The sequence below is a fragment of the Ktedonobacter racemifer DSM 44963 genome, from assembly GCF_000178855.1.
GTDB lineage: Bacteria > Chloroflexota > Ktedonobacteria > Ktedonobacterales > Ktedonobacteraceae > Ktedonobacter > Ktedonobacter racemifer.
On record NZ_ADVG01000001.1, the window covers coordinates 1271806 to 1298289 of the forward strand.

General features: G+C 48.6%; 20 protein-coding genes and 1 pseudogene. 4 read left to right on the top strand and 17 right to left on the bottom strand.

Annotated elements, in window-relative coordinates; translation table 11 throughout:
* Positions 1 to 135 precede the first annotated feature (135 nt).
* A complete protein-coding gene (locus KRAC_RS05655) occupies positions 136 to 621 on the bottom strand; it encodes a hypothetical protein (protein WP_040441965.1) in 486 nt (161 codons plus the stop codon).
* Here KRAC_RS05655 and KRAC_RS70810 point away from each other — a divergent pair.
* On the top strand, positions 611 to 1126 hold the full coding sequence (locus KRAC_RS70810; protein ID WP_007905169.1) for a helix-turn-helix domain-containing protein: 516 nt from the start codon (positions 611 to 613) through the stop codon (positions 1124 to 1126). The genes KRAC_RS05655 and KRAC_RS70810 overlap by 11 nt on opposite strands.
* Positions 1123 to 1740, top strand: coding sequence for a transposase (locus KRAC_RS70815; RefSeq protein WP_007905171.1), 618 nt, complete (start codon positions 1123 to 1125; stop codon positions 1738 to 1740). Before KRAC_RS70810 ends, KRAC_RS70815 begins: the two co-directional genes overlap by 4 nt.
* On the opposite strand, the gene KRAC_RS05670 is transcribed toward KRAC_RS70815, so the two are convergent.
* The 3 genes from KRAC_RS05670 to KRAC_RS05680 are packed head-to-tail and all read right to left on the bottom strand — an operon-like array spanning position 1689 to position 5757.
* Positions 1689 to 2201 carry a hypothetical protein gene (locus KRAC_RS05670; protein WP_007905173.1) on the bottom strand — a complete coding sequence of 171 codons (513 nt, stop codon included), beginning with the start codon at positions 2199 to 2201 and terminating at the stop codon, positions 1689 to 1691. The genes KRAC_RS70815 and KRAC_RS05670 overlap by 52 nt on opposite strands.
* Positions 2188 to 2931 carry a hypothetical protein gene (locus KRAC_RS05675; protein ID WP_157506323.1) on the bottom strand — a complete coding sequence of 248 codons (744 nt, stop codon included), beginning with the start codon at positions 2929 to 2931 and terminating at the stop codon, positions 2188 to 2190. Before KRAC_RS05675 ends, KRAC_RS05670 begins: the two co-directional genes overlap by 14 nt.
* A 3-nt stretch (positions 2932 to 2934) precedes the next feature.
* A complete protein-coding gene (locus tag KRAC_RS05680) occupies positions 2935 to 5757 on the bottom strand; it encodes a hypothetical protein (protein WP_007905177.1) in 2823 nt (940 codons plus the stop codon).
* Positions 5758 to 6085: 328 nt separating this feature from the next.
* Between KRAC_RS05680 and KRAC_RS05685 the strand changes: the two genes are divergently transcribed.
* Positions 6086 to 7282, top strand: coding sequence for a hypothetical protein (locus tag KRAC_RS05685; RefSeq protein ID WP_007905179.1), 1197 nt, complete (start codon positions 6086 to 6088; stop codon positions 7280 to 7282).
* A gap of 694 nt (positions 7283 to 7976) precedes the next feature.
* On the top strand, positions 7977 to 9080 hold the full coding sequence (locus tag KRAC_RS05690; RefSeq protein WP_007905181.1) for a hypothetical protein: 1104 nt from the start codon (positions 7977 to 7979) through the stop codon (positions 9078 to 9080).
* A gap of 81 nt (positions 9081 to 9161) precedes the next feature.
* On the opposite strand, the gene KRAC_RS75550 is transcribed toward KRAC_RS05690, so the two are convergent.
* From KRAC_RS75550 to KRAC_RS60865, 13 genes and pseudogenes are all read right to left on the bottom strand, one after another.
* On the bottom strand, positions 9162 to 9560 hold the full coding sequence (locus tag KRAC_RS75550; protein WP_052567997.1) for an IS66 family transposase: 399 nt from the start codon (positions 9558 to 9560) through the stop codon (positions 9162 to 9164).
* A 309-nt stretch (positions 9561 to 9869) separates the two neighbouring features.
* Entirely contained in the window at positions 9870 to 10220 is a 351-nt protein-coding gene (locus KRAC_RS78125) for an IS66 family transposase (RefSeq protein ID WP_274532109.1), read from the bottom strand.
* A gap of 30 nt (positions 10221 to 10250) precedes the next feature.
* Positions 10251 to 10526, bottom strand: a complete 276-nt coding sequence (locus tag KRAC_RS75560) for a DUF6444 domain-containing protein (protein ID WP_052568002.1) — start codon at positions 10524 to 10526, stop codon at positions 10251 to 10253.
* A 13-nt stretch (positions 10527 to 10539) separates the two neighbouring features.
* The gene (locus tag KRAC_RS70820) at positions 10540 to 11196 is read right to left on the bottom strand and encodes a hypothetical protein (RefSeq protein ID WP_007905188.1); all 657 of its coding nucleotides are present in this window, start codon (positions 11194 to 11196) and stop codon (positions 10540 to 10542) included.
* Between the two features lie 336 nt (positions 11197 to 11532).
* Positions 11533 to 12198: a transmembrane-type terpene cyclase gene (locus KRAC_RS05710; RefSeq protein ID WP_007905190.1), complete on the bottom strand. Its 666-nt coding sequence runs from the start codon at positions 12196 to 12198 to the stop codon at positions 11533 to 11535.
* Between the two features lie 550 nt (positions 12199 to 12748).
* On the bottom strand, positions 12749 to 13291 hold the full coding sequence (locus tag KRAC_RS05720; RefSeq protein WP_040441974.1) for a ClpX C4-type zinc finger protein: 543 nt from the start codon (positions 13289 to 13291) through the stop codon (positions 12749 to 12751).
* Positions 13280 to 13402 (bottom strand): annotated as a pseudogene (locus tag KRAC_RS79320) (ClpX C4-type zinc finger protein); the annotation flags it as partial. The pseudogene KRAC_RS79320 and the gene KRAC_RS05720, both read right to left, overlap by 12 nt.
* A 313-nt stretch (positions 13403 to 13715) precedes the next feature.
* Positions 13716 to 13988: a hypothetical protein gene (locus KRAC_RS74420; protein ID WP_007905192.1), complete on the bottom strand. Its 273-nt coding sequence runs from the start codon at positions 13986 to 13988 to the stop codon at positions 13716 to 13718.
* Positions 13989 to 14247: 259 nt separating this feature from the next.
* Entirely contained in the window at positions 14248 to 15660 is a 1413-nt protein-coding gene (locus KRAC_RS05730) for a hypothetical protein (RefSeq protein ID WP_157506324.1), read from the bottom strand.
* A gap of 173 nt (positions 15661 to 15833) precedes the next feature.
* Positions 15834 to 18071 (bottom strand): hypothetical protein, encoded by a 2238-nt coding sequence (locus tag KRAC_RS70825; RefSeq protein WP_157506325.1) that lies wholly within the window; start codon positions 18069 to 18071, stop codon positions 15834 to 15836.
* 201 nt (positions 18072 to 18272) lie between these two features.
* Complete coding sequence (locus tag KRAC_RS05750) at positions 18273 to 19844, bottom strand: RNA-directed DNA polymerase (RefSeq protein WP_007905193.1); 1572 nt, start codon at positions 19842 to 19844, stop codon at positions 18273 to 18275.
* Positions 19845 to 20057: 213 nt separating this feature from the next.
* A complete protein-coding gene (locus KRAC_RS05755) occupies positions 20058 to 20453 on the bottom strand; it encodes a hypothetical protein (protein ID WP_007905194.1) in 396 nt (131 codons plus the stop codon).
* Between the two features lie 366 nt (positions 20454 to 20819).
* Positions 20820 to 26456 (bottom strand): effector-associated domain EAD1-containing protein, encoded by a 5637-nt coding sequence (locus KRAC_RS60865; protein WP_007905197.1) that lies wholly within the window; start codon positions 26454 to 26456, stop codon positions 20820 to 20822.
* Positions 26457 to 26484 lie beyond the last annotated feature (28 nt).

The following is a 26484-nucleotide window of genomic DNA, read 5'->3' on the forward strand; positions in this document are numbered from 1 at the left end:
AGAGGGAGGTCCAACATGCATGCACGATTGTATTCTCTTTGCGAACTATCTGCCGAGCGCATCAGCATTATGGTCCGTCCACGCGGCGGAGATTGGCTAATGGATGCGCGTTACTACCCTGCGCAAAACAGGCGCTCATATGCTGGTTTCCCTGCTCACCCCTCTAGAGGTCAATGAATTGAGCTTGCGGGGGAAGCTGCACTCTGCCAGACCCAGGAAATAACGTTCTTTTCCTTCCCCATCATCGACCGTAGCGTGCCACCTCTCAATGATCGCACACTGATACGGCAGCGTGGTCCGGCGCCCCTCGATCGTCTGCATGGCATAGACAGGCTTCCCCTGCTCGATATACTCCCGCACTTTGTCTGCCTTCAAGTGGATATAATACGCCTTCCCATGACGGAGTTCCTCTCGGCCAAAGAGCACACCCTGCCACTGTTCTGGCTCCTCGATACGCCGAAAAGGGCGTGCCCCACCCACCACGTGAAAGACCTGGAGATGATCCTGTTCCTGGTTGCGTGTATACCCCTGCAATCGAATCTGGACGCAGATATCACATCCTAGTGCAATCGTCCAAAAGAAAGTAGGAAAGTAGCCGATATGAGAAGGTATGCAACCCATTTTCATTCGACCACTCACCGAATCCGAGCGAGCCCATATCGAGGCTCACTTACGCTCCGGCTCAGCCTTTGTGCTACGCCGTTGCCAGATCCTTCTGGCTTCAGCCCGTGGAGAGCGAGCCATCGCCATTGCGCGGCAGCTGGGCTGCGACGACCAGACAGTGCGCAATGTGATCAAAGACTTCAACGAGCAGGGGCTCGACGTGCTCAAGAAGGAGTCCTGTCGCCCTCATCGGCTACGCACCAGCATTGCCGACGAGAATCTGCCAGCCTTGCGCGATCTGCTCCATCGCAGCCCGCGCGATTTTGGTATCGAGCGCAATCTCTGGTCTCTCCCACTGGTGGCGCAAATCTGCTTGTCACAAGGACTCGTAGCTGCCCCGACCACTGCTGCCAGTGTCCGCCGCGCGCTCAAGCGCTTGGGCGTCAGTTGGAAACGAGCCAAGCACTGGATTACCAGCCCCGATCCGCAGTATGCACGAAAAAAAAGGCTCGTGACCGCTTGATCGCGTACGCTCAACCCCGCTCTGATTGGGCCATTGGCTTCCTCGACGAGGTCTGGTGGAGCCGATTTGCTCTTCCACGCCTTCACACCTGGCAAGATCCAGAGTACCCAGTCCGTTTGGTTGAGCAATCCTGGCAAAAGAATGACCCTGACCCAAAAGCATTGGCTTGCTATGGTGTCCTCTGGCAAAACGGAACCACGGAGGAACCCGTGCGAGAGCAGATGTGGCTTCGTTTTGTCACAGGACGCCCGGTGAGTGAGATCACCATCCAGTTTCTGGACTGGTGTTGTCAGCAATTGGCCGCACAAGGCAAACGTCAGTGGCTCCTCATCTGGGACAACGCCTCCTGGCATGTGAGTAAGATGGTGCGCACCTGGATCAGAAAACACAACCTCGCTGTCAAACAAACGGACGAAGGGGTACGGATTTTGCCTTTCCAACTGCCCACCAAAAGTCCCTGGCTCAATCCAATTGAGCCCAAGTGGGTCCATGGCAAACGCAATGTGGCCGAAACCAATGGGTTGCTTTCGGCTCACCACCTCGCTGAGCGAGTCTGTGCCTATTATGGGTGTGCATATGAGCCACATTTATCTCTTCCCGAAAAGGTTTCGTAATCTTGCACTAGCTTCTTTGAACGGCTGGCAAAGATATAGCAATCATCCATACCAACAAAGTAGCCCGGCTGGACCCCGCGAAAGTAGGCAATCTGTAAGAGTTTGAGCAAAACATGAAATTCCAGCTGTTCAAAGGCGATACGCTGTGGTTGAACCACGGCATCATGGGCAAAGTTGAGTCGAAGGACAGGAGCCGTCTCTCCATGGGGAAGTAGGGCATACACCACCCATTTCTCGCTCCCATCGAGCTTGTCAAAGGAATACGTCCGATACGGGTAGTTCAATTGTCCCCGCAAACTTGTATGGAGTCGTGCATACACCGCATTGCCTCTTCCTCGCTGAGACGTTTTTGCCCCTAACGTCTCCGGCAAGACGTAGCGTATCAACTGAAATTGTGCTTCTAATTGAGCAAAATCTGTGGGGCGCGCAATGAGTAAGGTAATGGTATCAACTGTTGGCATTGACGTCAAAGCTCTCTTTCTCGTGGGCCATAGCCCGTTTCATATCCTGACACAAGCGCTGAAACGCGACCTGGGGTAACGCGACGGTGTCTTCCTGCAGGGCCCCCTGCAACCAGACAATCGAGGCATCTGTAAACTGCTCAACTGGGGTAATAAAATCCGCCGTGTAGTAATCAAGGAGCCGTGAGAAATGACTGACCAGGTTGATATAGAGCAACTTGCCTGGTTCGCCATGATAGGTGGAGATGGTGTCCAGTTTCTTTCGTGCATGTACTTTGAAATGGGCATCATTTAATTTGTCATGGTAGGCTGGATCCTCAGGCGAAAGGGAGAAACGCTGCATGGTCCAATCACTGAAGTATTTACAGTCGATATAGTAGGGAACGGCTGCCATCTTGAGATCTGCCACCCCAAAGAGGCGTTCGGGCACTGGCTCAAAGGTGAACCCCTCTTCCAGTAAGAGCGCTCTGATCGCCTCCTCACCAATGGCTCCGGTCAGGATGGCCTGAAAACAATAGGGCACAAAAAATGCCTTGTTGATGTGATCAAAGGCAAGCTCATAGCCCTCCCCTCGGAAGTAGTCCGCAATCACGGGATTGAGGCGAATGCGCTCGTAGAGAGCGTTCATATTCCACCGATACCCATCGTGCCGCAAGAGGTCCGCAGGCACAATGTTGTTTTGGGCATCCAGATGGAGTCTCCCTTTCTGGTAGTGGGGCGACTCCATCACACACTAGTAGGTCTGCAGTAACGCGTCCTTAAAATCATGCCTGAGGACGGCTTTGCGAAGCTGTTCCCAGTGGCGACAGGCCTCATGGTCCTCTTTCCCCTGTCGTACCTGCACTAGACGCTGTAATAACGCACCCACTTTCTGCTGGCACAGCTCGTTTTGGGGGCGCAACCGCTCATCTTTCTGACGGCGGATCTGCCGATCCAGGTGCACGTTGCGCGCCTGTACCTGTTCAAAGAGCTGGCGCAGGTTCTCCGACTGGATGGGGGCACGCGCCAGACGTCGTTCGTCAAAGGCAGGCGAGCAGAACGCCTGAAAATAGCGATCCACTTCAGGGCTGAGCAGCACCGTTTGATCTGGCATCTCGTTCCAGGTGCGCTCGACGCGTCCCAGTGCCTGAATAAAGGTCGACATATCGTTCAAGAGAGCATCGGTGCGCGTATCCTCATGGGTCCGGTACCGTGTATTCCAGGTGTCTGGATAATTGAGGATACTCAACAGGTAGCGAAAATCATGCTCGGAGAGCGCTTTGCTGAAGTAGAGCTTCGCCAGGTACCAGATGTTCTTTTTTTGTGCGGCAGCCTGCTCGTCGGCGGTCGCATCATCGGAAGGCTTGCTAAAGTAGTAGTAGGGCCGCTCTAAGAGCCCGATCACCGTAAAGTCGCGCCGATCATTATCCGTGCTCTCTGGTGTGGGAAGGTACTGCAGATTGATGCCGTTACCAGCTGAAAGGTACTGAGTAACCAGGATCACTGACCGCCCTTCCCAGAACAGGCGGTCAAAGGCGGATTGTGCCGCACCGCTATGGCGGACCGCTTTGGCCAGTTCCGCATTGTAAAAGACGATGATCGAGTGTTCGTTCTGCATCTCCAGGTCATACACCTCAAACCAGCGGTGATCGTCGCGTTTTTTGACCGTAAAGAGCTGATGGTCCGGCCCGGGATAGCGATCAAAGATGAATTTCACCTGGCGAAACGTGTTGAAGAACAGCAACGCGTGGGCGGGTGCTGTGGTTTGTTGCTGTTGTTTGAGTTGGGCTTGTATCGTGAGCAGGGCGGAGAAGAACAGGCGTACACGTTCCTTGATCGGTTCGCTTGCCGTCACCGCCGCAAAGTCTTCGTCAGTTGAAGCGACCTGCACGAGTTGATCCAGTTGCGACTGATAGGGGTCGGACGAGTCCAGGTCCTGCACCACTTTGAGGTGGACACGATTGGCGCGCACTTTTGCCTTCTCCTGGTTGAGGGCGTGGACAATGGCCCTCTCCTCCTCGTCCACTTCCAACAAAATGCGCTTCTCCCGTAACCAGTCAAGGTCGAAGTTATGCACCTGACGTGCGATGTCGACTGTTGCCGAGAGGCCAAAGACCAGATGCTGTTTTGCCAGCATATAGAGGATGGCTTCAGGCGTCAGGTACATCCCGTAATGGCGCACATCGACCTCTTCGCGATCGGTCACCTGCTGGAGGTCCTTGATATCATAGAGGCTGTAGCCACCTTCCAGGAACGAGGCACGCGTCGTCAGTGGCGTTTCGTTCAATCGTGCATAGTTTGACAGGCGCGCCATTTGCTCCGGGAAGTCTGTTCCCCGAAAACACTGGCGCACAATTTCCCGGTGAATGATGGGGTCCTCTCGTTCCAGCTCCTTGAACAAATTGAGGGCTAAATGGCAGGCACGGCTGATTGTGCCAAAGAAGCGCAGGGCAGAATACGGTGTTCCCCGTGCAGGATCTGGCGAGGCGACCAGGTCAAAGGAGCGCTCCGTGCGGTAGAGGTACAGCGGGTTGGTGCTGATCGTGTGCTGTGTGCGGAAAATGGCCGGTGTTGGACGTGGTCCCTTCGTGGTGCTACGCCTCATCTCAGCGTCACGTGGTAGCGTGCTGGTAAAGTGGTTGAGATCAGGGAACCCCAGATGGTGGCGGAGCGGCTCAATGAGCTCGATAATCTTGTTAATTCGATCACGGATTGGCTGTTGTGTTAAGAGATACGGCTCATGGGGCAGTTTGTGGTACACCATCCTTCGATAGAAGAGTTCCATGAACAAAAAGGGGTCGCTAATTTCGCGTGAGCGGCAAATCAGATCGACCAGGTCATGCTCTAAAAAGTCAAATTCGTCCAGAAAAATGGTATAGGGGGTGTTATTTTCTCCCTGCAACCGCGTCAGGTTCAGCGTCTTCTCCCCATCAAAGAAGCCATAGAACGCCTTATGCAGGGTGATCAGCATGATTCTCGCCTCTGGCCTGCGCCTGAAGGCAATCCCGGGGAACAGTGATTGTATGACCGGGTCATCAAGCAAGCGCTCATAGGCGGCGTTTTTGCCTCGCGTGCCACGTGCTGCAAGGACCGCGGCCCGGAAGGTGTCGAGGACGCGACGCGCCTGGCCTTCCATCACGTCTTCCAGCCGTTTCTGGACGTATGGGTCTCGGCTCGAGAATTCTTCCAGGTCCTTGCAGGCCTGTCGCGTTGCCCCCAAGTCAATGCGCCACGAGCCGTTGTAACGGGAATACGACTCGGCAAAGACGCGAAAGGTGTGATCTCCCAGCATACGGTACAAGGCGCCTCGGTGGCGTTGAAGCGTATTTTGTACGGCTTCCAGGTCGCGTGGGACCATGACGTACAGAGTGGGGTCGAGTTTTTCCGCCATCTCCACCAGGAGTTGCTTTCGGTTCGCCATGTACATGAATTTGCGGTCCGCATACTGCGGGTCAGCAACGATGAGTCGGGCGCCATGGGTTTTGCCGAGTCCAGTTCCACCCACGACCGATTTCAACCCAGTTGCGTGATTTTGCATGGTACGATAGTAGTAAGCAGCGTAATTGTTGCTGTTCATCGTAGTGAATGTTCCCTTCTTCTACCGCCACAAGAAATGGATGATGTTGAGAAACGGAGAGAGACACAGAATCCGAGGAATGCTCTGGTATTCTTCCTCACCAGCCTCACTTCCAACCGGCACACGAGGACGCGCTACAATACTAATGCAGGACCTTTACGACAGGTGATGCACTCTGCTTTGAGAGAGGCATCCTTATAAGATCAAAGGGAACATGGACAATCACTTCTTGAGCCTCGCCTGAAGTGTTTCCACAACGATGTGGTAGGACTCCATTAACTGGTGAAAGTGGGAGAGGCTTGCAAAAATTAGGCTCCATTGACAAGATATGGATATGCAAAAGACCATATTTCCCTCAATGGAGCCATCGAAACAATTTTGCCCTCATTCGATGTGTTGCGCAAGAGGGCAAATCGGGGCAGGCAACATCGTCATTCATGATCGCAAGCGAGAGCGCTATCGCTGTACGCGTTGTCGCAAAACCTTCAGCGCGCGCCGAGGAACCATGCTTGAGGGACTGCGCAAGCCAACCGAGCTCATTGTCATTGTGGTGACGCTGCTCTCGTATGGCTGTCCGCTTCAAGCCATCGTTCATGCCTTCGGCCTCGATGAACGCACCGTGGCCAGTTGGCGAGATCGAGCCGGAATCCATTGCCAACAGGTCCATCAAGACATCGTTGAGACCGCCCAATTGGATCTGCAACATGTGCAGGCCGATGAGATCCGCGTCAAAGGCTGCAAGATGGTCGCTTGGATGGGTCTGGCCATCATGGTCAAGACACGTCTGTGGGTGGCCGGGACCGTCTCACGTACCCGTGATCGCGCCCTGGCTGATCGGCTCTTGCAACAGGTACGACGCTGTGCAGAGCCCTTGAAAGCGCTGCTGGTCTTGACTGATGGCTGGTGCGCGTATCCGGGCAGTATCAAGCGAGCCTTTCGTGAAAAGGTGAAAGCGATGCCAGGGCGAGGACGCGCTCGCTTGGTCGTTTGGTCAGAGTTGCATATTGGGACGGTCATCAAGCGGACGCAGAAGAAACGGGTGGTCGAGGTCACGCGTAAGATGTCGCATGGCTCACAAGAGGAGGCCGAGCGGCTCCTCCAGCAGTCACAAGGAGGCAATGTGCTCAACACGGCTTTTATTGAGCGCTTGAATGCCACCATGCGCCAGCGGCTTGCCACCTTGACGCGCAAATGTCGTCAAAGCGCTCGCCACCTGCGTCCACTGGAAACGGGAATGTACCTGCTTGGGACGACCTATAACTTCTGTTGGCCGCATCATGAGCTCGGCAAGCCAGTCCATGAGGGCAGAGCCTGCACGCCTGCCATGGCGGCTGGGCTGACTGATCATATCTGGAGCATAAGCGAACTCTTGCACTACAAAGTGGCTCCTCCTGCATGGGTTGAACCCAAGCAACGAGGACGGCGAAAGAAACAGGCACGTGAGCCGCTTTCTGTAGCCGAGCCTGCTCGCCTTCGGCCGCTGGTTCGGCTACGCAAGGGGGTCCTGTGCTCAGCCACCGGTTAGCGGGGTTCTACCAACGATGTGCCCCTTCCATCTTTTTGTGTTCATTATCACACCAAGTATGTTTTTCTCTTCTCGTATTTGATATTATCTCTACAATAACGTTTTTGGCAATAGAGTACTACTTTTGGGTATAGCAACGATATCTTTCGCAAAAAGGGGAGAAGTGTGCATGTTAGACAGAACTGTATCCTACCGGTACTTTGTTGGGAAGGGCATTCCCTCGCTCAGAGAGCCAAGACGCGATGTGTTCGTTGGTATGAGGAGTTCAGGTCACATCGGTCATCAGCGGATGGGGCTTTCCTTGTCAACAAAGTACCGGTATCGAACACTCATTCGTTGTGCTGGCATGGTACTCATTGTGTACGGGCTCTACTTGGTTGTTTGTGCTCTTACAGCCCAAATTACGGTGAGTGGAATCATGATTCATCCCCAAAAACACCCTTTCCATCCATATAGCACGTATACATGAGATAAAGAATGAAGCTGTTTTTATATAACATGATGTGCTCTTATGCATAAAAGGGATATAACAAGCGATATGGTAACTACTCAGGTCCTGTAGGCCGCCGAAAGAGCCAACCTGAGCAGTTACCATATCGCTTGATCTTTTCTTGAAGGAATGCTATATTCTCTTCTATTCCTATTGTTTTCCAGTCAAGTGGTTCCTTCCTCCCCTCTGAGGAAGCATAAGCCAATGTTTCAACTGGCTCAAACGGCCTGGCCTCGTTTCGGAGGCGATCAGGCTAATCGCTCGCTTCTCACCATTGCTGGCCCTCATACCACTCCCCACTGGCACACTATCGCTTTGCCGGTTCTTGATAGTACGCCTGACCAGGTGAAAAGGGCGTATAATGGCGTGATTGTTATGCCTGATGAGACGCTGCGGGTATGTCATGCAGGCATGCTCAGCGCGGTCACACTGGATGGCACAATCCTCTGGCAGGTCGACCTCAGGAGCCTCGTCAGGGAAAAGGTGCATTGGATCTCCTCCCTTCCCACCGCCTTGCGAACCGGTGAAACCCTGCTTTTTCAGCCCGATCACCTGCTGCTGGTTGATCGTGCTGGCAGTGTTCGTCGCCAGGCGTATCGACTGCCTGATGATAATGGATGGGCTGGCCCCGATGACTCTGGCGGCTCCCCGAATCTGACCGAGAGCGGACTGCTGATCCTTTCTTCCCCTTCCGGTGAAGTCTATCTCTTCAGAGACAATCAATGGCAGGAGATTGGGTGCTTTGGCTATGATATCGTCACACCCGCTGTTTATCCTGACCATTCTCTGGCAATTGCGGGCTATGCTGGCAAGGGCTTCTGCCGAGTGAGCCTGGAAGGTGCCATCCAATGGAGCACATCTTTCCAATACGCCGATTTGCTGCCAACGCTCAACCAGGAGCAGATTGCGGCGGTAGGTTCACTCAATGATGACTGCTCGGCGTTTTTTACCCCAGATGGGAAGCAGATCGGTAGCTATCCCCATGCTGCCAGGTTTGCGGTCTTCCCTGATGGCGGCTGGGTCGCGCTCTCCAAGCAACGACTAGCCCGCCTGACGTGCGATGGCAAAGAGCTTTGGGGGCGTGATATCTGCCCAGGCGGCTCCCTTGGCTGGATCGAGCAGCCGCTGGTCGATCAGGAGGGCTTCATTTTTATCCGTCAGAAGGACGGTTTCCTCTGTTGTGATACGCATGGACAGACGGCCTTTGAAGTGGCTCTCTCACTGCCTCCGCAAGGACTGCTGAGCATTATCGCTCCCGGCGTGCTGGCGTACGCTCAGGAGAATGAGCTGTTTCTTGGGTATAGCTAAGGAAATCTTTCGCTGACAGGAATGCTATTTTTCATGAATGGAAGCTAAACACGGAGAAAAAGACAGGAATCTCATAACTACTCAGGTCCCCGGTTCCCAGGCCATGGGAAAAGGGGATCTGTTGAAAACAGCCGTCATGGCATCCAGCATCGAACGGCCTTGCTTGCGCATGGTAGACAAATAACTGCGAATGGCGCAAAAGGCGGTGGCCCCTTGCTCACTGCGGAAGGTGCCGGAAATCTTTTGCTGGACTTTGATCATGCATAAATCACGCTCGGCCAGATTGTTCGTGAAGGGGATCGAGAGACCATCCAGGAAAGCCAGCACCTGTTCAGCTCGTTTGAGCAGGGCATCCAGCAGATTTTTCGCGGCCTCTTGTTTCTTGCGCCCCGGCTCTTGGCATGCTGGATCTTGTTCAGGTGGGGACAACGCTCGGTTCACAGCAAAGCCCTGTCGGAGGATCTCAAAATACTGGAGCACGAATGCATCTCGCTCGGCCTAGGGTAGGGCTGTGGCTCCCTGCGCGCGCCACCGTCCCGCGACCTGGCACATACGTCGAAGTAACTCGTACATGGCTGAGCCCATGACTGTTTGCCCTGCTCGGCCACTGCGACACCATCACGCAGCAAATGGGCCCGCAGAGGCTGTGTTCACAGCCATAGTGATCGTAGCTACTCAAGCGATCATGGATGGCGCGACCAGTGTAGTTCGGTAACACCCCTACCTCATTCATCGCGGCCTGACCCCGTTTGCGATGCCAGGAATAGAACGTGAGCCAGGCCGTTGCGTTCACATGGAACCAATGCAAGATCCCTTTGATCCGCCCCCAGTTTCATCCACGTGATCGATGTAACTGCGCAGGAGCAACTCTTTGAGGATGAGCAGGTTTGGGTAGAGTGTGCGGGCTGCCTCTTGGACCCAGCTGGCCAGCGTCCCCTCCGAGAGGGTGCAACCAAACAGATCCTCCCACACCACACAGACGCGTTCCATGGGCAGCAACTGAAACTGCGACAGATACACCACCAGGACCTGCACGTGCGGGCCGTATTGAGCGGGGGCGCGCACATCTGCCGGAAACTGGCCGCGGGTGGAATGCCCACATCTCAGACAGCACACAGTTTCGACCCGATGCTCGGTCACTCTCAAGCGTAAGTCAGGAAGCTCGCGGATTTACCGACGTTCGCTGACGTGCTCAGCCACCTCTGCCAACTCCCGGTGACACGTCGAGTATTCCGCAGGCCGATGCACGATCACCTCATCTGGCTCCTCCACTTGAGCCAGCGCATGGCCCTGGTGCCCAGGCTGGCCCCCAGAAGGTCTGCTCGTCTTCTGATGAGGTCTGGGCTGGTGCTTCCATCCATCACTCGATGGCGGTTTGTGGCTGTTGTGGCTATCTTTGTCCAGTCGCCGTTCCAGTTCCTCAATCCGCAGCAGCCTTGAGCGCACTCTTCATTAGTAGTTACCTACCAAGTCCAATGTAGCAATATAAAACACCTGTGGTGATAATAGACCACCCGTAAAGGATATAGACTGCACCAGGTCTTACGAGCGTTCCATCAACCTCAGTAAAGTAAGATGCGCGAAATTCATTCTTCATCTCAGCGCTGTAGAAATAATCAGCAGTAAATCCATATTCCTCAGGACGATAGTGCCCTGTTGTAACAGCATCACTTGGAAGAAACGCTCCACATTTCCTATTTGCATCATGTTCAGAAAGTGGATTATCGTCAAAGAGAACATTAAATTTTATTTTTATTACCCGTTGTTGAGGAATGGGTTTCTTTATATCATCAACAGTTACCTCATATTGTGCTTCTGGGAAATGTGGATCTTGCTGAAACTCATAAGTATTAGTGTTTTTATTCAGGGCAAATTCATTTCCTAACACCAATCGGAAATCAGTGATTGAACGACCTAAGCGTGCTACAGGGTGAGGAATTTCTGGAGAAGGAACGCTCCGAGTAGGAGTGTTGCTCGTCTTCCTAACAGGGATATTCGTAGGCGTGACTGTAAAAGAGGAGCGTTTTTGTGATGGTTCTCCACATCCTACGAGTAAAGTCACCAGTAGACACAATACAAAAAGGAAGAGGGAGGATGGATGAAATCTCTTACTCATATTACCCTCCTGTTTCAACACTTTTTTACATCTTTTACACTCTTTCACCTGATATGTTCTTCCTCTCATCTTTCATAGAATACGCAAGCTTCTCCTTAATTGCAATACTTTCTCACCAAAAATTTGCCGCTTCTCTCATTGCAGCAGGAGTCGCGATGGAAGTAACAACACGCCCACCGCGACTTCTGCTACAGGGTGCCTGTATCTATGTGGTATTTGTTGGTCTCTCAGGATCGAGAAGAGATACACATCACAAGCAAACATCCTGGTACTCTCTTGGGTCAATAGATACCCACGCTCCAGGTGCCATGTTTACCCATACAACGATTCGCTTTGTTATTGTGCTAGTTCTGGTTGCACCACGTCCATTTCTGCGCTCTTGCTGAGATTAGGGAGAGCTCGCATCTGCACAACCACCATTCCCACATACAGCACGTCATAGAAAAACGTCGCCACATAGAGGAAAGGCAAGAGCACCGAGTGCTGCCAGGGAGCAGAATAGAAATAAAAAGCCAGTGATGCACAGGCAGTACCAATACATTTACAGAGAGCGATACTCAGTGACTGTCCTCGCAACGAGCGACGTCGAAATAGCATACAGATGAAAAGCACCGACATCATCAGATTTTGTCCAAAGGCAGAATAGGTTCCCCCATCATGGAACTCTAACGTGACCAGAAAGACTGCACCAATACTGGTCACAAGAGTCAGACCAAACATGGCATAGAAGGTTTGCTTCGACAGGCCAGGAAATTCCCTGGGGCCAAACCGTATGGTCAACGCAAAAATGATGGCATCGAGGGTAAACCAGATGATGTTGACAATGTGCTGAATGAGATGGGGTGGAAGTAGAAACGAGAAAATTGCCTCCCAGGCAATATTGGCGCAGAGAGCAGCCAGAGGCATTCCATAGGAGCGATCGTGCCAGCTTCGCCAGATGATGAGGACATACGTTATTGTCCAAAAAAGGCCAGAGCCAAGCATGAGCAATGTATAGTACATCTGAGCATTCCTTTCAGGGACATATGCTATGAGCAATTGATGCAAGAAGAGAGTTTTCCTGACGGCCAGGAGAATAGTTTACCCTGAAACAGGCTTCTTGTCGAGCAACTCCTTGCTCGTTACGCCGCTCTCTTCCTCTCACTACTCCCAGAAGGTTGCTACGCCTCAACGCATGCTGCTTCCCCTCGCATCATTCTCCAGATGGACCATTTCAGATTGCACATTCACTCGTTCAATGAATCAACCCGAAGGGATAGGGATACACAGTAAACTGCCTCAAGCGGATAAAGCGGATACTCATCGATGAGAGCAAGGGAACCATATCAAAGGGCTCTTTCCCCTGCAACACATCAAAATGGCGGATTAAGTGCGCTTTCTCCTGCTTCGTCTTTAAGCCCTGCGTCGATCCCACCAGCTAGCGAATACTACTTTGTTAGTTTTGTAGAAGGGAGCTTAGAGCCAAGGGCTAAGCTGAGCATTACGGTAATGTTTGGTGTTCACTACAAAGCTCATCCCTTAGAAATCGCCAAAGTAGTATTCATGACAAAATTTATAGTTTGGGGCGTTTAAAAAACAACTTAACAGATGCCTTCGTGGCTGTATTGCCCACACTATCATCATGACACTGCATACCATTAGTTCCGTTATCATGAGAAAATGCGGTAGCAGAAACGAGTTCCCAACCATCCTTTCCCCATGTACACATCCTCTCCTCTATCTCGTCATCGCCTTGAAGATGCAGATGATCTAGTGTAGTTACGAGATATTCCCATTTTTGTGCACTATTTCCTTTTTCTTCACTCTTTACTGCTGGTCTTTTTTCTTCTCTTTCACGTTTTCTTGTTCTTTCTTCCTCATAGTAATCGAGTATTTCACCACAGAGATTCACGGTTTCACTGCAAATGAACATACCTTCAGGTCCAGCTAGTAGCCTCAGGCCATGATCTTGCGACTTGCCACAGAAGGAACACTGTAGTGCATCCTTTCTACTTTGAGAAGACATTTTACGGCGTTTCACGTCAGTGATCGGAACAAGCGAGAATGATACATCACCAGAGATAACGTTTGGCTTTTCAGCCCCCTCCCTGAGCATTTCCCGACACAGATTGACACATTCATTGCAAATGAATAATCCTGGAGGTCCATCTATGAGACGCAGGACCTGATCCTGTAATTTGCCACAGAAGGAACACCGTTTTATCACGTTTTTTGTTTTTTACGCATTTCTCAATTTTTCTTAGTACTTATTTGTATTAATAAACAAGACCTATGAGAATGTGCATTACAAAAAGGAAAGCATGCTCACATTGACGACTCTCAGAGGAGAGTTAGCCCTCGTTTTGGCCTGCGCTTACTTTTGAGGACCACACTATAGCGTGGAGCAGGCTGCGAATGAAAACCAACCGCTCGCCCTGGCGATTCCCCTCAAGTTTGGCACATCCGCGTTGGGGGTTCCCAACTGCAACCAAAGCGAGAGCATGATCCGACGAACCTATCGAGGCATGAGTGGACATTGCTTAGGTTCCCAAGGCCGATGGACGGCTTGTGCACGCCAATGAACCAACACCAAATAGTTCAAAGACCAGCAGACTCCAACGCTCAAATTGCTCGGGCATGCGCACACGGGCCTGCGTCCAGAGCAAGTCTTGCTTCATAAAGCGATAGCCATGCTCATACGACAAGCGATGGGCATAGGTGGGTGCCACCTCCTGCAAAGGCATGTCGGCCGAGAGCTGAACAAACCAACTCTCATGCGGATCACACTTGCTGTCCTTAGCTCCCTCGCGCACAAGACAAACAACACAGCCTCGACATCACGACCTTGCTTGAAGTGCAATCCTCTCCAGCGTGTAAGATGGACAGGTCTGCCCTTCCCATCGGTTCCGCTCAAACTCTCATCAACTCCCGTCAGCGTTTCTGATCGGCGCCCTTGCAGCAACGGACTATCCAAGGTCAGACGGCCTTTCGTGCTGGTGTGGACCGGATTACGATAGAGCTTACGGGCACTTGAGACGGATGTACACTTACTCCCATCGATGAAAACTTATATCAGTCTGTATCCGCTCTTCTCTCAGCTGACACATCTGCTTGACGTGCATCCCTTGCATAACCGTCCCCAAGTATTCGAAGCACTTCTCCCGTTCGAGGCCACCGATCCTCCACTTGCTCAGCCCATAAGTTGAACTGATTAGCAAGCACCGCTTCCTGTTTGCCGCCATCATATACACCACGCCATGTGACTCCTCGGCTATAAAACTTTCCTGTGAGTAAACCGTTTTCAATGTCTTTGTTTACTGCAAGATCTTCGAGGAGATCCCGAATTGGTTCAGCAGGCCATATGCCATCGATACCAGGAGGGCTGCCAGACAACAATCTGCCGAGGTATTCATCTCCAATAACAATGCAATCATGCTCAGCGAACAGCCGACGTACCTCATTCACCCACGTACGTAGTACTGCCCCATCCATGATATTGTTATCGGCTACTCCTGGTACACCGCGCCAAGAATGGAGCAGTAAGTAACAACTCCTTCGCTGTACTTTTGCTGTGCTATCGGCTTCGTTCATTGCTGTCTCTTTGCCACTGGCTATAAGTACCGCTTCAACAAACAATTGTGGGTTTGAGGCGATCCGAGCATATACTGCACGGGGAGCACGTGTGTGTTGTAACAAGGGGAAATATTGCCATTCTAGCTCAAACGAGACATCAGCAGCTACTCCCATCGATTCAAGGTTGTCAAGTAGCACACTGAGGTCATAAGTGAGCGACCCTGGCTGCGGAGTTTCGAGAACTCCAGGATCAAGTGCGGCTCGTAGTGCTTGTTCGATGATATCAGCGGGAGGCTTCGCTGCATCGTTGTTTCCGTGGCAGCAAAATGCTAATAAATCAATAGCAGACCATGGGCGGCCACGTTCTAACAAACATTTAGCAAGTGTGGTTGCGTGAATTGGGTCGACTCCCCAGGTAGGAACTGACTGATAATACGCGTTTTGAATAGTCTCGCTATCTGAAGCCACTAAAGTCCACGTATGCGGCTCTATGGGCAAAGATAGGTAGAAAGTGATTCGAGCCTCGTCGGATAATTCCGTTAAAAATTCCATAGTGTGTTCAGCCCAATCACAACCATTTATCTCTCTCATTTGGGACACCCATCCCACCGCTATTTCCTTATATGACCCCTTGGCAGCAAGCCCCGGCAAGACCTGTGTAGTAAGATCCTGGCCACCGACATTGGCAACGGTCATGCCTACCAACCGTGGAAGCTTACTTTTCTCAGCCATGCGAATAATCCCATCAATACCATACTGCTCCAATGTGTCAAGGACACAGGCACGCCTGAGATCATCAAGAGCTTTATCATATGATTCTTGATTGGAATCACTGACGGCAGGGAGATTCGGGTGCCAGTCAAAAAGGTATGCGTGTCGCTCCGTTGACTTCACAGGTTCGATATACGTCACAATTGCTTCTATGCGTTTTAGAGGTTCATCGGATAAGGCCCACTCGGCAGTACTGAACCGCCTGTGCCGCGCTACTAGTTCAGTCAAAGCAGTCCATAATGCGAGAAGATCGTTGGGATCGAGAGTATCTCTTTCGACACACTCCAATATATCAAGAACCCGATTGAGTTCCTCTAATTGAGTTCCTCTAAGGGAAGATCTTGGATCTGATTAACGAACTGCACCCACCGCGCAGGTTGCTGCGCAACTGCAGTGAGTGCTCTGTCGACTAGCTGATGAACCGCTTCCAAATACTCAGAGAGAGGCACTTTCTCTTCTCTGGGTTTCCAGTCCCGAAACCGTATCGCTGGATTGCGGGTATTTACAGAAGTATCGTGCATATGGGGAAGCAATTTCAGAAGCAGGGGCCATCCGACATTCGGTCGCCGAGCCAAGAGTCCATCATCAATGATAGCAAGTCGCCGTGTTAGAGGTGCAGAGGTTTTTGGTGCCCAGGGCAAGAGGACCTCCCGTAAGCTGGCACTCGGTCGGTTTGCCAATCTCCCTCCGGGATCTATTTCTGAGAGGCGTGCAAGAGCATCAACGGCACGCGATAGATATTCTGACGACCAGCACAGCGTTTCAAGGGCCCACAAAAGATTTGTGTGAGGCGATGAAGTTCCAAACAGAGTAGTGTCTTGAGAATCAGTGAACATCATCCGGAGCAATGGTTGGTCTCCAGCCAATCCCCCGGAGATTCCCTCAAGGAACTCCCGAGGAGCTGCTTCAGCAAGTAGTGGCAAAATGTCAGCGAAAGACTGCCATATGTTCCCACTACCATCCTCATTTGCCTGTAAGAGCAGTTCACGAACCAGTGAAGCCGCAAGATCTGGTCCTGTCTGATGATCGAAGTGTAGGCTATCTCCCACAGTACCAAGGAGTGCAGCCCCCTGAGCTATTCCTCGCCGCAGATCATCAGACCATGTGCGTTGCACACCACTGATAGCTGCAAAGGGGCGCTCATCTGAAGACAACCCGAGAATCGGGTCTGGCTCTGCTAGCACACGCAAAGCCGCGTCATACCAGCGAGTCATATCTTCTCGTGTTAGAACTGATCGAAGAAGTGACCACGCATCCAACGGTGCCACTAACAGCCAGGAAGCACCTGAATGTCGAAATGGGGGATCATCTCCAGCCGCCCATTCTAAAAGATCACGATCGATCCGTTCATATTCTCGTCCAGTTATAGCGCTAACAGTGGCACAGTCTGCAGATGATTTGGATAACCAGCCACCTACCAGCATCAGAGGTGCAAATAGGTCAGCAATAGGACGATGCGCCCATCCTGGGCGTTTAATTACTGGATTTACAGCGAGTTCCCGTTGCAAAGACCGAAGGCTCTTACGCGCTTGTACTGCGTGTCTATCAGCAAGCTCAAATGACCATCCAGCAGACAGAAGCGCATTTCTGGCCTCCTCACGAGCGAGACGTGGAAGCACAATGTCTGCTCGTCTCTCATCATCACCACTTCCCATTGGGACTATAACGTGATAACCTCCACTAATGGCAGCTGTCAGATTAGCGTCCTCAAAATTAGGAACGAGAAGGGCTCGAGACGATGACATTGCTAAACGATCCCATGCCTGGGAGCTAGATACGACAAGTATTGATGCAAGAGGGTCGTCTCCAGATGCGTATGCCTCTTGCTCGTCTGAGATGAGTAAAGAAGCAGCAAGAAACGCTATTGCCTCGTCCTGTGAGCTACCGTACAGGCTGATAGGGCTAGCGGGTTTGCGTAATGCTTGGCGAAGCTTTTGAGACTCGCGTCGTCGTCCAGCAAGCAATAGTTGTGCTGGGAGAACTGGATGGGTTTGTGCAGACCACTCATTCCACCAGCGTTCCAGCGTTTTGACCTCCAGTGGTCGCCGCCCCATTCGCTCAGATAGCCAGGAATGGACAGTTGGCGTGGCTTCAAGCCATCCCTCCAAGTCATCCGCATCCAAGGCTCTTACTTCCCGCCACTTGCCTTCTGACTGTTTTTTCTGAACCCAGGCATCCTTGTCATCTTTGCCATCTTTCTTGCCCCATCGACGCAACGTGACGAAGACAAATGCTGTTGATGCTGGATCAACTCCTTGTGGATCTTCTGTCCGCTTCTTGTAATCGCTTTGTGCTTTGCCGCGACAATCTTCATCCGTACCCATCTCCCAACAAGATAACCCTGAGGGAACATATGCAGCCCCACCTCCACCATTCACACGCCCATCCCAGCCAGGAATACTGATACCGTCGCTAGCACGCATAGAAAGGCCAGTAACGCATGGCGTTGAGCTTAAGAGACGGCGAATCAAATGTGGGAGAAGTTCTTGTGCTTCACGTCGTCGGGCCCAAGCATCAAGATCAGTAGCATCGACTAGCTCTAAATTATCCAATTTTACACCTCCACCCTCAAAGGCTGGGAAAATATCGCTGTATAAGTTTTTCGCTAGGTATGGCAGTCAATATGGGATTTTTAAACAGTATCCTGCTCATTGCTTTGACTCCCTTCACCAAGGAATTGGTATGCCCTAACGCTAATGATTAATGTCATCCTTGATAAAGCAGGGTTAGTTTTCTAATAGTAGCTCATTACTCTATGGATTCTGAGTTCTGGCCCACTTTACAACAAGTTTCTCCAAATCAGTAGTTACTTCTTTTTCAATTTCAATGCGACGCAACCAGTGAGTACGTTCATCTTTACTAAATGTGGATGCTCCTGCAATAATTGCCCTTTTTAACCAAGGGTCTGTTGAGGGTAATTCCTCTTTCAGTTGACGTATCCAATGGCTTTTTTTATGCGCAGTTGCAACTCGAATAATTTCTCTTTTTACCATCGAAGAGCTTTTTTTGTATTTCTGAAGGATACTATCAGCATGATTAAGAGTGGGAAGACTGGCAAATAAATCAAGAAGTATTATTGTCAGATACTCACTATGCTGTATTATTGGGAGATCGAGAGCATATAAAACTTGATCGCCCAAATCCTTCCAAGCGCCAGTATAGCTATTTCTTGCTGATAAGATATAACCTGCAAGATCGGCTATCGCAGGGCTAAGTTCGTCTAACCTCGTTACTGCAAAGGGAACAGCCCCAGGCACACCTATTTGTTTTAATCTTCGAAAGAACCAACGGATGCGCACAAAGTTGGGTTCACTATGAGAAAGGTAAGAATTTAATAGTGTTTCTAGATTTTGCTGACTAAGAACTTCTAATTCTTCTTGTGATAAAGCAACAAAATCAATATTTTTATATCTGTCGCCATTGGAGTAGCGGTCTATAACTTCGATGATATCTTTCTCTAAGCGAGCATGAGGAGTTTCTGCTATTATTCCATCTGCATGTTCAATAAATTCGTCAGCTGAAAGTATTTTAGATTTATGGCTCTGCAAACTCAGCTTTTGCTGCTTATCAAGAATCTCTGCCAAGTCATAAAATGCTATTTGGGCTTGTTCTCTTGTCTTACAAAAAATATGAATATCGTCAACGAATCTGCAAAATACGTATCCTGCAGTGAGTAGACTTTGATCTATGGGATCAAATGCACATTCTGCAAGCAAGTGAGTTGCATGGGGACCCACAGGAATACCTCGCGAGACACCCTGAGTGATTTTAGAGCAAAGTCTAATAATAGACTTTGCGGCTTCTTGTGGTACACCAGCGCTCTGCAATTGGTTTTCAAGTGTATGGTGATAAATTTGATTGTAGTAGCTACTGATATCCGCAATGGCAACGTAACCACCTATACTTACTGCTCTCTCTCTTGATTTTCTCCAAAAGGTTGGCCAATCAGCGTCTCTAGCATACAAATCACCATCATGTTTCATTGGTAAAAAACGATAGCTAAAAACAGTCTCTTCACTACAAGAAACTCGTTTTTTCTCAATACAGCTACCATATCTATAAATTAAAGCAGTGAGAATCAATGAATCCCAAGGATCAAGTTGTGTTGCTGGTCGAAAAGACAAGGTGCCTTTAGGGACAATAGTGCTCCTTCCTCCCTGCCAAGAATATGAGCCTATGTCAGTTGCCTGGAGCAGTTTCTTTGCCTCATCAGGGAAACTTGCTACTGCTTCCAACTCCAAGGGCGGCGGAAACAAATCAGTATCACCCTTCATTTGAAGATGTGTAATTGCCCACGCGTAATCTTCTTCTCGCAGTTTTAACATTACTTTCTCCTTACTAGGCAACTATACTCCAGCAACATCATATACCCTCTATAACGCAACAAAAATATTGTATCTTGAAGAGAAAAGGAGTATATAGACAAATAAGCAAAATTTCAATCAAGAGTGCAAAATCTCGATTGTTTCACGCAGGGGCATAGCTATAGTAAATATCCACACTTTTCGCTGGCTCCATTGTTGCCATCTCCTCCAAGATTAGTGGGCTCCAATCGCTTTCCCAACAGCGGTGAGCAAGACAGACCAGAACACGCCTTGTTGGACAAAGAGCCCAAACTGCACAATAAATGGTGAGATAGGGTTGATAACTTTTTCATAAATTCCTGGAAGAATAACAATGGCGATGATTGCGGAGAGTACAATGGCAGGAAGGGTAATATGGAGTTGAATATCCTGATTTGTTTGAAACTGCATAATGCTCGAACTGAAGAGTACCCCGATGATAGTCCCTAGGTAAAGCAGGAGTTGTTTCCACAGAGGAATTGAAGGAAGAGTAACCGGTTTTGCAAATTCTAAAGCCTCATGAGGATTCGCCTTAATATATGCAGTGGTAATGCGTGTATTTAAATCAAAATAGCGCAGCAGTGCCTCCATACAGTGTCTCCTTTTCATAACACACTACATTTCAACCAGAAACCTTCGTTGTTGTTGCCTCTAGTGGACTGCCAAAAGGAAAAGTGTGTTTCCTTTAATAGACGTGAGCAATTGATAAATTCGCTATAGATATTTTTCAAGCTTTGCTTGCTACTATTACCAGTATTAGTACTCATAAATGCTTTTAAGAAAAAAAGCGAGAAAGCATACAGACGAGCTTGTACCTTATCACCAACCGAATCATGCAGTATCATACATACTCATGTATTAGAAAAAATGCGAAACGTAACAATTGGCCCACTCTCAAAGTCTGGTCTCATTTTATGCCTCAGCAAGAACATGCATCTAAACCTTTTATTGATCCTCCTATGTTTCAATCACACTTTCAATAAAAATTTCAATTTCTCTTAAGGCATAAGAAGCCTTTATTAAATACTCAAATAGCCTCTTGTTTCTTGGAGTTTCACGCGCTGACAGTACGTTTATACGGGCAATATCGAGATAATTAATTATCTCTTTGATCAAGTTTTTTTGTCCCGCAACGTTGTACGATAGTTCGCTAAAATATGTTCGAATCTCATAAATATCTTTTTGTATAGCATTTAAAGTTTCTGATGTAATAGAGTCTATATCTTTTGATAGGCATATCTCCATTTCTTTTAATGCACTTTTATATATGCGTATCTTATCTTCATCTTTTGCAAGCTTATAATCGTCAATACCATAACTTTTAGCTAAAGCGCCAATAAAAGTGATATGACTTGAATTTGTATATTTTAATGAATTACCAACATTAATTTCATCTTTTTCTTGTAAAGAAGGCGCAGAATAAGCTTCCTCGTAGGCTTTTTCACGGCTGGATACTGGTACTCTCATTGACTCGCTTGTTTCCTTAGAATTAAGGCGATCATCCTGCAATCCAAGTAACTTTAGAGAGCCTTTTTTCTGCAACTGGTTCACAATAGCAGAAATTAATGTACCTTCATTTACACGTTTTCCATCTTTTAAGAATATAACGCTGTGATGGAGGGCAAGAAGCTCCCACTTTTCGTTGAAGCAGGGTGCCCCAGCAGAACCTGGGCCAGTATCTACGTGAGAGGCTAAACGTGTGCCACTTGGATCTATTCCGATAATTCCAGTAGTCCCCCTAGAAAAGTTTAGAGGTTGGTCTTCGACATATTGTAGTATCAAAAGGGGTGATTGCGGTATAATTGGTACAGGGTGACGAGGGACATCAATCCATCCACGTAAATTTGCACTCAATTCGGCACGTTCTCCCCCGATAGGATCCTTACCCGGAGATCCTTGAATACGTAGCAATGCATAATTAAGGGGTTGGGTTTGAATCGATTCCTGCGTCATAGAACCATCATATGGACTATAATCGAGTAACCAATCCGATGCCAGGTGATAAGTAGTTCCTGTATTAATTTCACCACTGTATCCCAACCACTTATAATCAAAACGTATTGTCAACTCCTGGGGGGGCGCTTTTTTCTCGATAATCTCTTCCACGACTACATACGAGGTTAGGAGCACATCTGGTCCTATCAAAAAACCTGTGCCTCTCACATTCCGAGCAATTTCTAAACGGCATATTTGTGATTCTATTCTTCCTAAACGGGGTAACCATTCAGGTAAGTCAAAAAATGTTTCCCCTTCTCTTCTAAACTGGCTTACATACTGAGTAGGAAGCGAGGGAGCCAGACCAAATTGTGCTGCAAAACGCAAAAGTGAAGGATTTAAGGGCTGGGATTGCCGCACAGCAACTAACAAATCAGCAAGCCATCCTTCTGCTTCAGCAGTGTTTATCAAATCTGCAACAGTGGAGTACAAATTCGAATTCAGCGTAATGGCATCTAAATGACGCCCTAATCGAGCATGAAGCATTTCTGATAGAAGGGTGCGATCAGAAAATGCATCCAGTAATGCCTGATAAAATTGAAATAGTTGCTCTCTTGTTAACTTCAAATCATGCTCTTTAGTATATTGTACGTGAAGTGTTTCCTCAGGCGAGGAAGAAAATATCTCCCCTGATAGAGTCTCTTCATCAGAAGGTTGTTCTTCTCGCAATGCAGGATTTTGTCGCTGTTCTGTCAAGAAATAGACAATAGCATCCCGAGCATATTCTCGTAAAATATCGATAACAACAGCCAACACTGGTGCAGGCAGAGTATACTGCTCATGGAGCTTGACAATGTACTGTGCTAGCTCATCAGGGCTTTTTTCTTGCACTGCCCATGCCCATGCTTCCTGCAAAGTCTTCGCCTCGGGCATATGTATTTGACGTGCTAGGAAACCAGGTAATTCACGATGAGCCCGCGATATCTCAAAATCCCAGTCAACAAAGGCATGGATGAGTAACCGTAAGAGAGAGCGTTGCTGTACATTCAGACCATTAAGAAGCAGAATTCTCAATACACTCTCTGGATACAAATCTCCCACCTCACTTGCAAACCAACCCATGAGTTTTGGGTGTGCCTGTACTTGCTCATCAGACAATAAGTCGAACTGAGTGTGAAGGACCACTCTCTGTTCAGCTACAGCACTATCATGTAGAGATTTTCCTTCTGCTGCATACAACCCAAGGAGTATAAGATCCCGTTCAAGGACAAGCAGCGTAGCATCCTCATGGCTATGCAAAAATGTAGCAACAGCGTTCAGAGAAGTACGTGCCTCCTGTAAATCCCCCACACGTATGGAAAGCTGTATATAGTGGAAGTAGTACTCACATTGAAAACGAGTAGCCGTTTGCAGTCCCTTTTTCAATACCTCACGTGCCTCTTCCCAACGAGACAATTGTTCAAGAACTTGTGCTTCTACCTCAAAGAGTTGACTCCCCAAAGTACGTTCTTCTCTTTCCCTCAACATTATCAGGGCATCTGAAGGACGGTTATGCAGAAGATATTCTTGTACACGTTGAAGTGTGTTACGCTCCCATCCTTCTATATCTGCTTGTAGAAGTTCTTGTGCCGTCAAAGAAATGGACAGTCGAGGCGCCAGCCAGATTTTCTCTTGTAAATGTATATCCTCTAGTGCACTATACAAATATCGCTCAAGGCCAATATTATCAATCCAACGCTTGGTAAGCACTTCCGGTGATTGCTGTAACATTAATCGATGATAAAGTTCCTCTGCTCGTGATTCAGGGTCATCAAAGTGTTCATAATAAGCAATAGCAGCCTCTCCAATACGACGTACTTTATCTGCCCCACTAGCACGAAGTAGGCGCACAACAACACGACGTACATCACTTCGCTGACGCAATGCACCAGCTTCATATGTAAAAAGCCCTACCTCTCGTTGCATTTCAGCAAACAATATCTGTTCAGCACCTTTTTCGGATATTTCCACTCCACACGGTCCAGCAAGCACTTCGCGAATCAAGCCAGGAGTAATACGACGTAAAACAAGACCATGAAGTGCCAATTTGCGCACCTTTTCATCGTGAATATGATCGAGCAATCGTCGGAAGAGAATGCCCTGTACTTCACTCACTTGCAAACGGGTATGATAGAGTTGAAGATCAAAAGTAGTTTTTTTATGGGATTGTTTATCTTCAGCTCTCCAAATCTCAACTGCTAGCCTCAGGCTCAATGGATTTCCACCAACCTGCCGAACGATAGAGACCGCATCTATAGAAGGTATTCCCTGTGACTCAAGAAAACCCTGAGCTGCAGCTTCATCAAAATCAACTAAATGCATTTCTTGCAACTTATAAGGAGCTTCTGTAGCAAAAGCTCTGCCAATTAACACTACACGTAGTTGTGGCACACTCTGGTGCAATACTCGTAGAAAATCAAACACTCCCTGTACTGCAAGTTCACTACGATATTGCACCTCTTCGAAGGTATCCAAAACCAAGAGTAGAGGATCCTGCGCAACCTTAATCTTTTTCAAAAGACTAGCAAAATTAGTGAGCGCATGCTTCCACTCACGTATACCTGAATAGACAGGAAGAGCATGCTGACTGATTCCTCCGCTAATACGTGTTCGTAAAGCTCTTGTCTGTGTAAGAATATCCTTCTCGATTTTTTCACGTACACTCTCACACTGCTCACGTGATAATGGATATTGAATCCCTAGTTGGTGTATGCCTTCAACCAACCATGTAAGTGGCTCCTCTATAAACAAGCCAGGGCGATCAAAGTCAATGTAGATCCAAGGAAAGCGTTCCCTATCAGGCAGAGTGGCGTGCTCCCATAAGAAACGCGCCACCAAGGTAGATTTTCCAATTCCTCCTAAACCATAAATAAAAATAGGTTTTAAAGAAAAAGAGAAGGAGGTTGTTTGAGCGGGTTTGGACGATGAAAGGACGCCAACATACTCACGTAACGTCTCCAATTGCGCCTCACGCCCTCTAAAATGGACATCAGCAAGTTCACGAAATGGCTCAAGCAGTAGAAGAAAATCACGACGTTGCTGCAACTTTTCCAGGGAAGGAACATTTTCGAGAATTGAATGGAACCATTCAGATATTTGAATAGTTGCCGCTAGCTGACGAATCGTTTGCTCCTCAATAGGAAGCGCTTTATCCTCAATATATGCTTCTATCATCTGCTGCAAGTCATCATCAGATCTCTCGTTATTCACTTGCAAGGCTTGGCGAAAAACTCTTCTTGTCCTCATCTGTTGTAGGACTTCTCGACGAACCTCGGGACGAAGTGTCCAACGGTTGCTCTCTCCCATCGTGTGAACAGGTACGCTATCGGCAAGAAGATCTTGAAGTCCTTTTTGCTTTTTTACTTGTTTAGTAGGTTTTAAGGTGTTACTATCAAAAGTCGAAAGTACTGCAGCGGCTCTATGATAGGGGCCATATTGTACTTGAGCAGTGTGCTGTTCCTCTTGGGGTGAAACGGTGGCTTCCAAGATCGAAAGTTCTTCATATACGGCATTACACATCTTCTGATCTACGTGAGGCTCATCAGGATTGGCATAAAGTTTTTTAATTTCTTGCACAATAGCCTCTCCCAGGATTTTCAAAGCTTGCGCATTCTCTTTTTGGCTCTGAAGGGAACTTCGCTTTCGCCACACAACGTTGATAGAGCTTGCAACATCGCGAACTGAATACGCTATCCCCTTATGCTGCTTACGATCTGCATAAAGACGGATAAAGTAATCTACTACATCATCTTTTCCTATGGCACGCAAAGTTTCGCGGCAGATACTCCCATCAACAGATATCGGAAGTAGTTCTTGGTACCCCAGCAAAACTAATCGAGCATCGAGTTGGTCAGTATCAATCAAAAAAGCTAATTCGCGTATAAGGTCCAGCACGCCTGGAGAAAGCAACGCTTTTTCAAAGTGATCAAACACAAACCAGTAAGTTGTTAATTCAGATCGCAAGTGAGGAAGAAGCCAGTTATAATATTGCCCAACCCAGCGTGCCTCCTGTTCCTCGAACCTTTTTGGCATTCCATCAAAACACATCCGCGCTGCAAGGGCATTCCCTACCATTTCCGCCTCAATTTTACCATTGGCATAAGTCATCATATCCGCAAAATCAATTAAAATAACACGAAAACTTTTTAGGGTCTCAGCAAGATAGGAAATAAAATACCTGGTATGAGTTTTTCCGCTCCCCGATGGTCCTTGCACAAGCAAAATTGGTTTACCTGATGTTCGCATAAAATCACGCAGTGCATCCCGAAGGTATTTACGATTCACCAGGACACGATCACCTTTGAGAAAAAGTGCTTCATAATGATCTTTGTCTTCAGTTTCATCTAACACAAATCTCAATTGCTGCGAGAGTTGCCGAAGAGCCTCATCATTCTCCCGCAATTTGATGGCTTCAGCAAGTAATTGTGGGACACGCTTTTCTTTTTCTGCTACATGTATTACTGTCCAAATAATGGCGGACGAAGTTTCCTTGTTGATAGCTATTTGATCCAATGATTTATTAAATGTAAGCCATACAAGGTTTTCTATCTCATCTTTATTTGTAAATGCCTGATCCAACGCTTTCAAGAACTGCCTACGAAAAGTATGATTTAATTCCATATGTTATTCCTCACCAACTAACTTCCTT

Excerpts from the sequence above, each read along its gene's own strand:
- KRAC_RS05655 (WP_040441965.1), bottom strand. The coding sequence starts at position 621 with ATGGGTTGCATACCTTCTCATATCGGCTACTTTCCTACTTTCTTTTGG.
- KRAC_RS60865 (WP_007905197.1), bottom strand. The coding sequence starts at position 26,456 with ATGGAATTAAATCATACTTTTCGTAGGCAGTTCTTGAAAGCGTTGGAT.
- KRAC_RS05750 (WP_007905193.1), bottom strand. The coding sequence starts at position 19,844 with ATGTTAAAACTGCGAGAAGAAGATTACGCGTGGGCAATTACACATCTT.
- KRAC_RS05755 (WP_007905194.1), bottom strand. The coding sequence starts at position 20,453 with ATGGAGGCACTGCTGCGCTATTTTGATTTAAATACACGCATTACCACT.
- KRAC_RS05670 (WP_007905173.1), bottom strand. The coding sequence starts at position 2,201 with ATGCCAACAGTTGATACCATTACCTTACTCATTGCGCGCCCCACAGAT.
- KRAC_RS05690 (WP_007905181.1), top strand. The coding sequence starts at position 7,977 with ATGTTTCAACTGGCTCAAACGGCCTGGCCTCGTTTCGGAGGCGATCAG.
- KRAC_RS05720 (WP_040441974.1), bottom strand. The coding sequence starts at position 13,291 with ATGCTCAGGGAGGGGGCTGAAAAGCCAAACGTTATCTCTGGTGATGTA.
- KRAC_RS70810 (WP_007905169.1), top strand. The coding sequence starts at position 611 with ATGCAACCCATTTTCATTCGACCACTCACCGAATCCGAGCGAGCCCAT.
- KRAC_RS05680 (WP_007905177.1), bottom strand. The coding sequence starts at position 5,757 with ATGAACAGCAACAATTACGCTGCTTACTACTATCGTACCATGCAAAAT.
- KRAC_RS70820 (WP_007905188.1), bottom strand. The coding sequence starts at position 11,196 with ATGAGTAAGAGATTTCATCCATCCTCCCTCTTCCTTTTTGTATTGTGT.
- KRAC_RS05685 (WP_007905179.1), top strand. The coding sequence starts at position 6,086 with ATGGATATGCAAAAGACCATATTTCCCTCAATGGAGCCATCGAAACAA.
- KRAC_RS05710 (WP_007905190.1), bottom strand. The coding sequence starts at position 12,198 with ATGTACTATACATTGCTCATGCTTGGCTCTGGCCTTTTTTGGACAATA.